Source organism: Pseudoalteromonas sp. SANK 73390 (assembly GCF_054966645.1).
The window spans coordinates 1-6,514 of sequence record NZ_ARPN01000173.1; the positions used below are offsets into that span (position 1 = coordinate 1).

General features: G+C 43.5%; 14 protein-coding genes and 1 pseudogene. 3 read left to right on the forward strand and 12 right to left on the reverse strand.

The annotated features are described in order from the left end of the window. The 9 genes and pseudogenes from SANK73390_RS19405 to SANK73390_RS19445 all read right to left on the reverse strand — a co-directional run. A pseudogene (locus SANK73390_RS19405) lies at positions 1–336 on the reverse strand (hypothetical protein); the annotation flags it as partial. Beyond that, entirely contained in the window at positions 333–1,250 is a 918-nt protein-coding gene (locus SANK73390_RS19410; protein WP_462767998.1) for a hypothetical protein, read from the reverse strand. The gene SANK73390_RS19410 and the pseudogene SANK73390_RS19405, both read right to left, overlap by 4 nt. Positions 1,251–1,254: 4 nt before the next feature. Continuing rightward, on the reverse strand, positions 1,255–1,566 hold the full coding sequence (locus tag SANK73390_RS19415) for a MarR family transcriptional regulator (RefSeq protein ID WP_462767999.1): 312 nt from the start codon (positions 1,564–1,566) through the stop codon (positions 1,255–1,257). Beyond that, entirely contained in the window at positions 1,563–1,793 is a 231-nt protein-coding gene (locus SANK73390_RS19420) for a hypothetical protein (RefSeq protein WP_462768000.1), read from the reverse strand. The genes SANK73390_RS19415 and SANK73390_RS19420 overlap by 4 nt, the downstream gene beginning before the upstream one ends. Then, positions 1,790–2,038 (reverse strand): hypothetical protein, encoded by a 249-nt coding sequence (locus SANK73390_RS19425; RefSeq protein WP_462768001.1) that lies wholly within the window; start codon positions 2,036–2,038, stop codon positions 1,790–1,792. Before SANK73390_RS19425 ends, SANK73390_RS19420 begins: the two co-directional genes overlap by 4 nt. Beyond that, complete coding sequence (locus SANK73390_RS19430) at positions 2,035–2,193, reverse strand: hypothetical protein (protein WP_462768002.1); 159 nt, start codon at positions 2,191–2,193, stop codon at positions 2,035–2,037. The genes SANK73390_RS19425 and SANK73390_RS19430 overlap by 4 nt, the downstream gene beginning before the upstream one ends. Before the next feature lie 11 nt (positions 2,194–2,204). Next, positions 2,205–2,912, reverse strand: a complete 708-nt coding sequence (locus SANK73390_RS19435) for a hypothetical protein (RefSeq protein WP_462768003.1) — start codon at positions 2,910–2,912, stop codon at positions 2,205–2,207. Positions 2,913–2,986: 74 nt separating this feature from the next. After that, positions 2,987–3,211: a hypothetical protein gene (locus tag SANK73390_RS19440; protein WP_462768004.1), complete on the reverse strand. Its 225-nt coding sequence runs from the start codon at positions 3,209–3,211 to the stop codon at positions 2,987–2,989. Positions 3,212–3,221: 10 nt separating this feature from the next. Continuing rightward, positions 3,222–3,509, reverse strand: a complete 288-nt coding sequence (locus SANK73390_RS19445; protein WP_462768005.1) for a helix-turn-helix transcriptional regulator — start codon at positions 3,507–3,509, stop codon at positions 3,222–3,224. A 128-nt stretch (positions 3,510–3,637) separates the two neighbouring features. Between SANK73390_RS19445 and SANK73390_RS19450 the strand changes: the two genes are divergently transcribed. Then, positions 3,638–4,096 (forward strand): helix-turn-helix transcriptional regulator, encoded by a 459-nt coding sequence (locus SANK73390_RS19450; RefSeq protein WP_462768006.1) that lies wholly within the window; start codon positions 3,638–3,640, stop codon positions 4,094–4,096. Here SANK73390_RS19450 and SANK73390_RS19455 read toward each other — a convergent pair. From SANK73390_RS19455 to SANK73390_RS19465, 3 genes are all read right to left on the reverse strand, one after another. Then, a complete protein-coding gene (locus tag SANK73390_RS19455) occupies positions 4,093–4,452 on the reverse strand; it encodes a hypothetical protein (protein WP_462768007.1) in 360 nt (119 codons plus the stop codon). The two genes, SANK73390_RS19450 and SANK73390_RS19455, sit on opposite strands and share 4 nt — an antisense overlap. 556 nt (positions 4,453–5,008) lie before the next feature. Beyond that, a complete protein-coding gene (locus SANK73390_RS19460) occupies positions 5,009–5,158 on the reverse strand; it encodes a hypothetical protein (protein ID WP_462768008.1) in 150 nt (49 codons plus the stop codon). A 59-nt stretch (positions 5,159–5,217) separates the two neighbouring features. Beyond that, the gene (locus SANK73390_RS19465; protein WP_462768009.1) at positions 5,218–5,445 is read right to left on the reverse strand and encodes a hypothetical protein; all 228 of its coding nucleotides are present in this window, start codon (positions 5,443–5,445) and stop codon (positions 5,218–5,220) included. 248 nt (positions 5,446–5,693) lie between these two features. Here SANK73390_RS19465 and SANK73390_RS19470 point away from each other — a divergent pair, with 248 nt between their 5' ends. Both SANK73390_RS19470 and SANK73390_RS19475 read left to right on the forward strand, forming a co-directional pair. After that, positions 5,694–6,284: a glycoside hydrolase family 108 protein gene (locus SANK73390_RS19470; RefSeq protein ID WP_462768010.1), complete on the forward strand. Its 591-nt coding sequence runs from the start codon at positions 5,694–5,696 to the stop codon at positions 6,282–6,284. After that, a partial coding sequence (locus SANK73390_RS19475; RefSeq protein ID WP_462768011.1) for a hypothetical protein occupies positions 6,277–6,514 on the forward strand: 238 nt, incomplete at its 3' end. The genes SANK73390_RS19470 and SANK73390_RS19475, both read left to right, overlap by 8 nt.

Below are 6,514 nucleotides of genomic sequence, written 5' to 3' on the forward strand. Positions count from 1 at the left end.
AATACGGCTGATCTGGCTTGGGCTTACGCTATCATAGCCATTTGCCGCTAAAATCGACTTAGCAACTGGCACATGCATAATGCGCTTACCGTTTGCCCTAACTGATTGGTTTAACAGCGACACCATCACTTCTATAGACTCATCACTCATGCTGGTACTACCCGCATCACTGCGTTTAGCCTTGCCGCTTTCCCAACCTAGGCTTTTTAATCGGCGGTACAACGCATCCTTACTTAATCCCAGCGTTTTGCACGCTTGCTCACGTATTGTGCCTTTTTGTCCATGGCCTGCGTTGTCTAGCTGCTCTGCCCAATACTCTAGAGAGAGTGCGTTCATTCGATCACCTCCGTAGCCTCAAAACCCATTTCAGCCAGCCACTCACCACTGGGGCGCGCATCGTCTAGGTCGCCATAGGTGCGGTGTATCTCGTTCCACACGCCTGCCAGTTGAGTTAGTAAAATTTTGCTGTCAGCGTAAAACGCTGATTTAGCCGCATCGTAGGTTTTGTCGTCAATTTGTACGGTCTCTAACTGCTCGCTGAGTACCAGCAATTGATTGAATCCCTCGCGGATTTGGTTTTGTGTTTTAGCCAGCGCCTCAAAAAATGACTTAGCTTCGCCTTTCCATTTGTCGGCACTAAACTTTTTACTTTCTAAGTCTGCGGTGAGTTGAACAATTTTGTCTTCTTTCTCCGATGCAGTATTGCGCGAGGCTTTGAGCATTCGCTCTGTTGCATCAAGTTCTGATTTGAGTTTGTCACTATCTTTTTTGTGCTTAGCTTTTAACTCGTCGATTAGCTCTTTTACTGCGTCTTTGTCGCCCGTTTCCACAGCTTCAGACTCAATAACGAGTGCTTGCTCATCTTCGGGTAATTGGCGCAACGCGCGTAAATCTCGATAGCCCAGCTTCATTTTTTGGGCTTGTTCAAAAAACTGCTCGCCAAATAAAGCAAGGTTACTCAGGCGTTCATCAACTCCCTTTCTATCCATATGTAGAACATGTTTACAACAATCTTCCCAACTGGTGACTGTCACCAGTTTTCCGTCTTCGTCTGTTACAGTTAACCCTTTGTATTCTTTACTCTCTTTAATTTGTTGTAGAGTTTTTAACTCGGTGACAGTCACCAGTTTTGAAATAAAATTGAAAGCCTGTGCACGGCCAAGCTGTAATAAAACATCTTGCTTTGCTGCTATTTCTGACTGTTGCTTGACCTTTAAATCAATTAAATCAGTTACACTTAAATCACTCATAATCTCACCTCAACAAACCGTAGTTGTTACGCTCTATCTGCAAATCGCTAATTGCAGTGCTGAATGAGTGGGCAACGGTGTTGCTTATCTGCACGGGTTTTTTATGCAGCCGCCAGCAGTTTTGATTAGTGGTTAACCGTTCTGCCCAGTCCGCGTGCTCTAGATTGGCGAGCACTCGATGCATATCAGAGGGGGTGCAACTTAATTCAGCAGCCAGCTTGCCCGCTTCAACGCCTTTTACTTCATGCCCACATAGCAGCTCTATGGTGGCGAGTGTGCGTTGTATTTGTGGTGATAAATATCTGTCGTTGCTCATTGGCCGCACTCCACTGTTATGGGGCTAAACCAATGACGCAGCTTGGCATGTAGCTCAACCCAGCCTGCACGTGTTGCGGGTGCTGTTAAATTCAGAGAGTTACTTTCCATTATATCGCTGTCCCAATTACCACTTTTATCAAAGCCTGCGCTATCAGGACATACCCAAACCGACAGCTTGTTACCTTCAACATGGACATGCGCCCATCTGTGTGTTGATATGTTCATACTGCCTCCCTAGCTTCAGGCGCTATTAGGCCCACTAAACACACAGCACATACACAGTCAAAATCGTATTGTTCGGTTGTAACATGCCGCCAACCTATACGGTGGGCTGCATACAACCACTCGCTACATGTGGCATCAGAACTCAGCGGCTTAGCAATATACTTGCAGCACTCGCACTGCAACTGCGGTACTTGCTCTACCAGTTTCACTTTGTTTAAATCAACAGGTTGAATTACTACGCTCATACCACACCCCCAAATGATTTAGCAGCTAGCACAGCCAGCTCGTTTGCACTCATTAATCGCTTAGCTGCATATGCAGGGCAAACCGCTTGCCATTCGTTTGTTTTTTGTGCGCGTTGGCAAATTTTGGGCACAACTTGGTCTTTGATAGTGTTCATAATTGGCCTCGTTATTGGTGTATGGGGGTTGGCTCAGCGGATTGCTGATCAGGTGATATTGCGCCGTTAATGTTCATAAACATTTGCTCGGCTCGTTTTTGTAACTGGGTTGATTGCAAAATTAACTCAGCGGCACGTTGCAGCGACACGCCGCGTTCGTCAACTGGCACAAAATCAATTGGCTGCAAAAGCGCAGCAAACGGGCTAATGCTTTGCGTAGCCCAACAAAATGCGGTGATATATTCCGCAGGCATTTTGCGCTCTGCTCCTGGGCTTAACCACTTATTGAGCATATCTACAGTTACAGCCTTTTTACCGCCTAGGCCCTCATTCATTCGGTCAACAATTGCGGGGCGCGAATAGGGGCTGTCGTCTACCGCCTTTTTTAGCGTTGCAATTAGCACCAACGACATATCGCACTTAGGTGCATATTCATTTAATAACATACTGGTCTCCACGAGAGATTCATCAAATAACATCACTGCCACCTTGTATTTATTAGTTCCTATTTTTAAACCACTGTTGGCAAAAACGGCGGCAAAAATTGCCGAGATTATTGCCGTGCTATTTTCAATGCTCGTGCGTATGCTTTTGTTAACGGAAAACATGGGTGGCACATTAGCGAGTCCCTCAACTGTGCGTAAACATAAAACACGATTAACTGGAGCAACCAACATGCATAACGATATAGACCAATCACTAGACACATTGTTTGACACAACAGCTGCTATAAACTCCTTTATTACAGCGCTTGCTGAGTCACTGACTCCTGACATTGCAGCACACATGGTTACTACTCTTGATCAGTCAATTGATGAGATGGAGCAGGCTCAGACGAATCCGAGCGCGCTTCTGTTACTAAATGCTTGGCGCAATCATCTGGCAGCGAGTTCGCCTGCGCAATCGAACGTGCGACGTTTGGCAATATTAGAGGCCGCCCTGTGTGGCTCTTAGTTGATAACAACATAGCCTCAGCTACGGCTGACGATACTGACTGATTTGGATTGAATAATGACATGATGAGGCTCCTATGACGCAACAGCGAATAATTGGCGAAGTTCTGCAACTTTTTGTTCACGGGCTTCACCGCGAACCACAACTGGATCGGTAGGGCTTGTATATGCTTCACAATCAGCAAAAAACTCATGCACTGGCATACCAACCAATTTGGCTAACGCCTTCGCTATCGTTTCGGAGTAATAACGACCACTGACTACGTTGGATACTGTAGAGATAGACTTGCCCAAAGCATCTGCAATTTGCTTGAGTGTATAGCCTTTCTTTTTGATGGCCTGTTTTCTTTTTTCTGCATTCATAGTAAATTACCTATTGGTTGCAACCCTTTTAAAAAGCTTTTGCGGGCGATTTTAAAAAGGGTTTTGTTAAGAGTTAAAGCTAGTATAGGTGTCACATTTGGCACCTGTCAACATGAAAGTACCCATATATGACAACATTTTTATCTTTGGAACGTAAAAGGCTTGGGTTAACTCAGTCAGATGTATACGAACGTATTAATGTTGGTAAGTCGACGTATATCAGATGGGAGAAAGGACAGCCTATTCCTTCTGACAAACTAGCAGACCTTGATCAAGTCGGCTTTGACATACGGTACGTTGTGACGGGCAAAAGGCAACAGCTAGAAGTGTTTGAAAGTAGAATGGAAATATCTATTGATAGTGCTATTGAGGTTGCTAAATATTCTGCTAGAGAATCAATAAAATCGGTATTCCAAGTAAAAAAACTTAGAAAAGAGGTAAAATCGACTGCTGACTTTGATGTGATGAAAAACCTTGAGTTAATTGAGAAAGCTGCTGGAGTTCTCGCTAGGTCTGAAATTACAGGTGAATTTAAAGCTGACGATCTTTTCGAAGCCTTACAGCCTGCTAAAAAGAACGGTGCTTAAGCTCGCTTCTTCGATTCGATTAGAGATTTTTTTATACGCTCCCTATCCACAATCCCTAGTGAACTTAAAAGCTTCAGAGTTTTCTTTCGTTCAGTATGAAACTCTAGTACAAGCGCCATTAGCTCTTCTTCTGATATACCTTCAAAAATATCTTCTAGTATCTCACTGATTAAAAGAAGCTCTGCGGCTTTATCTAACTCGTTTTTTTTGTGCAAATAAACAACATTATCGTTAGTCAACCTATCGTTGCCTGATGTCTCCAAACTTTTTAGTTTTTTAAAGCTCGACACGAAGATACATAAAATAAATGAAAAGCCTAAGATTCCAAATAAGAACAGCAATATAACAAGATCCATTTTCACTTCATTTACTCCCATGTTTTAGTTGGTTTTAAGTTTAATAATCTAAGCAACGGGTAGGCGCTAACCAAAGCAACGGTTGCCATATTAATAGCTGTTTTAATCGGCATGTATACACTATTTAAGTAATTAAACTCAAAATACACTCTGTCCACATACCTAATCAAATGTAAAGTAATCATCCCTGTTCCCAAGTAGTAGACCCATCTACAAATCTTGGAAAACCTGCATTGCTTTATCCAATGAAGTAAGGCTAAAACGGTCAACCCTAGCACTTCATAAAATGAGAAAAAGAAGTAATAAATCTGCAATTGCACTTCTCTAGTTAGAGACATTTGCTTAAACGACCAACTTATGTAGGTGCCAAATAAGTGCCAGATCAACGTAAGACTAACTAAAAGGAATAGACTCTGTTCAACTTGCTCTCTTATATCATCACTAGGGCGTTTAAAAATCAGGTCATAACTTCTTTGTTTAGAAAAAATTAATAGGGAAGCTAGACAAGCTAGCTTTACCCCTATAATCACCCAGTCGACCTGAGCAAAAAAATCTTTCACGGTTGCCAATCCTTTTTTTCAAACGCAACAAAACTCATTGCTTGCTTTGCTGGTTCTCCACCACCACCACCACTAACTGAACCGCCTTTAATCTGTGCCAGCAAATTTGCGTTTAACTTATTAGATTGTAATTTACGTACTTTCATTTATATGACCTCCTTTATTGTTGGAGCCTAAAGAGTACCATTACTTCATTGAAAGTCTTTTAAACTAGGTTAAAAAACACAGGTTCGGTGCCGCCACCTCCGCCAGTACTAAATGAACTGAGAGGCTCAGAGCCATCACCGCCACCCGTAGTATATGGTGCGAGCACATCACTACCTCCAGCACTAAAAATGCTAGGTGGGTTTATGGGATCATTACCGCTTCCATTGCCCGCAGCGACTGCTTGGGCCATATCTCGACTGAGTGTTTTAACTAGCTGTTTTGTCATTTTGCAGCCTCTACTACCAATATAAGTACAATGACGAAGCTAAAAAGGTGTTCCAATGTTCCTTTTTTGCTCTACGAAATCAAATCCATTAACCAAAATATAACACTTTGGTTAATCTTTTGTATAGGGTTTTAAAAAGGGTTTTGCAAAATAATTTTATAAATAGATTCATATTTTTTAACCCAGGTTAAAATACATCCCTCGCACGCGTCGGCATTCTGTTAACAAACACAACGGAGCCGACAACTATGCTCACTCAACAACAGCTCGACCATTACAGACAAACACCCGAAATTAAAGCGGCACTCACAGGCTACAGCGATGCGTTTTGCCGCAGTGTGTTAACAATTTTATATTTAGAGGGCGGCCTTAGGGATGACGGCGGCCTAAATAATGTTGCCTCTGACCGTGGCGGCCTAACTAAATACGGTATTAGCCAGCGGGCCTACCCCAAAACAGATATTGCTAATTTAAAAATTAGCCATGCAATTAGGCTTTATTATCGAGATTACTGGGAGCCAATGCACTGCGACGAGCTAAACAGCGGTGTTGCACTCATGCTATTTGATGGCACCGTTAATCACGGCATAAACGGCATGACGCGCATAGTACAGCGCACCGCAGGCGCTGATGTAGACGGCGTATTTGGCTCGCGCACTCTTAAAAAGTGCCACGCTATTTTGCCTAACTTATTTATGTGCGAGCTAATCAGCCGCCGCGCCTATCGTTACGCACGCATATGCCTCGACGACCCAACCCAACAGCCCAACCTGCGCGGCTGGATGAACCGACTGGGCCACATTACCGAGCGCTGTTATGCAGAGGTGTATCGTGGGTAAAAACTGGGAATGGAGTTTAAATCAGGGCCGCATTAAGCGCTTAAATGCTGAGGTTTTGGCACGTAAAAACGGTCAGCCATTTGATGCCACACAAATACCACTGCACAGCTATGACGGCACCATGCAATCAAAATTTGCACAGGGTTGGCACTCTGTCACTGAAACCGATATACGCCGCAAACTGAGTTGTGATAGCACATACATAGATGTGCGCCGCCGTTTAGCACTGC

Coding starts and splice junctions, on each gene's coding strand:
- SANK73390_RS19410 (WP_462767998.1), bottom strand. CDS start 1,250: ATGAGTGATTTAAGTGTAACTGATTTAATTGATTTAAAGGTCAAGCAA.
- SANK73390_RS19415 (WP_462767999.1), bottom strand. CDS start 1,566: ATGAGCAACGACAGATATTTATCACCACAAATACAACGCACACTCGCC.
- SANK73390_RS19420 (WP_462768000.1), bottom strand. CDS start 1,793: ATGAACATATCAACACACAGATGGGCGCATGTCCATGTTGAAGGTAAC.
- SANK73390_RS19425 (WP_462768001.1), bottom strand. CDS start 2,038: ATGAGCGTAGTAATTCAACCTGTTGATTTAAACAAAGTGAAACTGGTA.
- SANK73390_RS19430 (WP_462768002.1), bottom strand. CDS start 2,193: ATGAACACTATCAAAGACCAAGTTGTGCCCAAAATTTGCCAACGCGCA.
- SANK73390_RS19440 (WP_462768004.1), bottom strand. CDS start 3,211: ATGTCATTATTCAATCCAAATCAGTCAGTATCGTCAGCCGTAGCTGAG.
- SANK73390_RS19445 (WP_462768005.1), bottom strand. CDS start 3,509: ATGAATGCAGAAAAAAGAAAACAGGCCATCAAAAAGAAAGGCTATACA.
- SANK73390_RS19450 (WP_462768006.1), top strand. CDS start 3,638: ATGACAACATTTTTATCTTTGGAACGTAAAAGGCTTGGGTTAACTCAG.
- SANK73390_RS19455 (WP_462768007.1), bottom strand. CDS start 4,452: ATGGATCTTGTTATATTGCTGTTCTTATTTGGAATCTTAGGCTTTTCA.
- SANK73390_RS19460 (WP_462768008.1), bottom strand. CDS start 5,158: ATGAAAGTACGTAAATTACAATCTAATAAGTTAAACGCAAATTTGCTG.
- SANK73390_RS19465 (WP_462768009.1), bottom strand. CDS start 5,445: ATGACAAAACAGCTAGTTAAAACACTCAGTCGAGATATGGCCCAAGCA.
- SANK73390_RS19470 (WP_462768010.1), top strand. CDS start 5,694: ATGCTCACTCAACAACAGCTCGACCATTACAGACAAACACCCGAAATT.